Origin of the sequence: Ligilactobacillus equi DSM 15833 = JCM 10991, assembly GCF_001435735.1 — a bacterium.
In the GTDB taxonomy this organism is placed as follows: Bacteria; Bacillota; Bacilli; order Lactobacillales; family Lactobacillaceae; genus Ligilactobacillus; species Ligilactobacillus equi.
Genome location: NZ_AZFH01000167.1, coordinates 1 through 203, shown reverse-complemented (window position 1 = coordinate 203; position 203 = coordinate 1). Strand labels below are relative to the sequence as shown.

1 tRNA gene and 1 rRNA gene are annotated in these 203 nt (G+C 49.8%); both read left to right on the top strand.

Going from position 1 to position 203, the window contains the following annotated elements:
- The first annotated feature begins 61 nt into the window (after nucleotides 1–61).
- Nucleotides 62–133, top strand: a tRNA-Gly gene (locus FC36_RS09170).
- Between the two features lie 11 nt (nucleotides 134–144).
- A 5S ribosomal RNA gene (gene rrf, locus FC36_RS09165) occupies nucleotides 145–203 on the top strand; the annotation flags it as partial.

Here is a 203-nt window from a genome sequence, read left to right as displayed (position 1 = left end):
GAGAGCGTCTGCCTTACAAGCAGAGGGTCACAGGTTCGAGCCCTGTATCCTCCATTTTTATGCGGAAGTAGTTCAGTGGTAGAACATCACCTTGCCATGGTGGGGGTCGCGGGTTCGAATCCCGTCTTCCGCTCTTTTATTTAGTGTAGTGATGATGGCATCAAGGATACACCTGTTCCCATTCCGAACACAGAAGTTAAGCT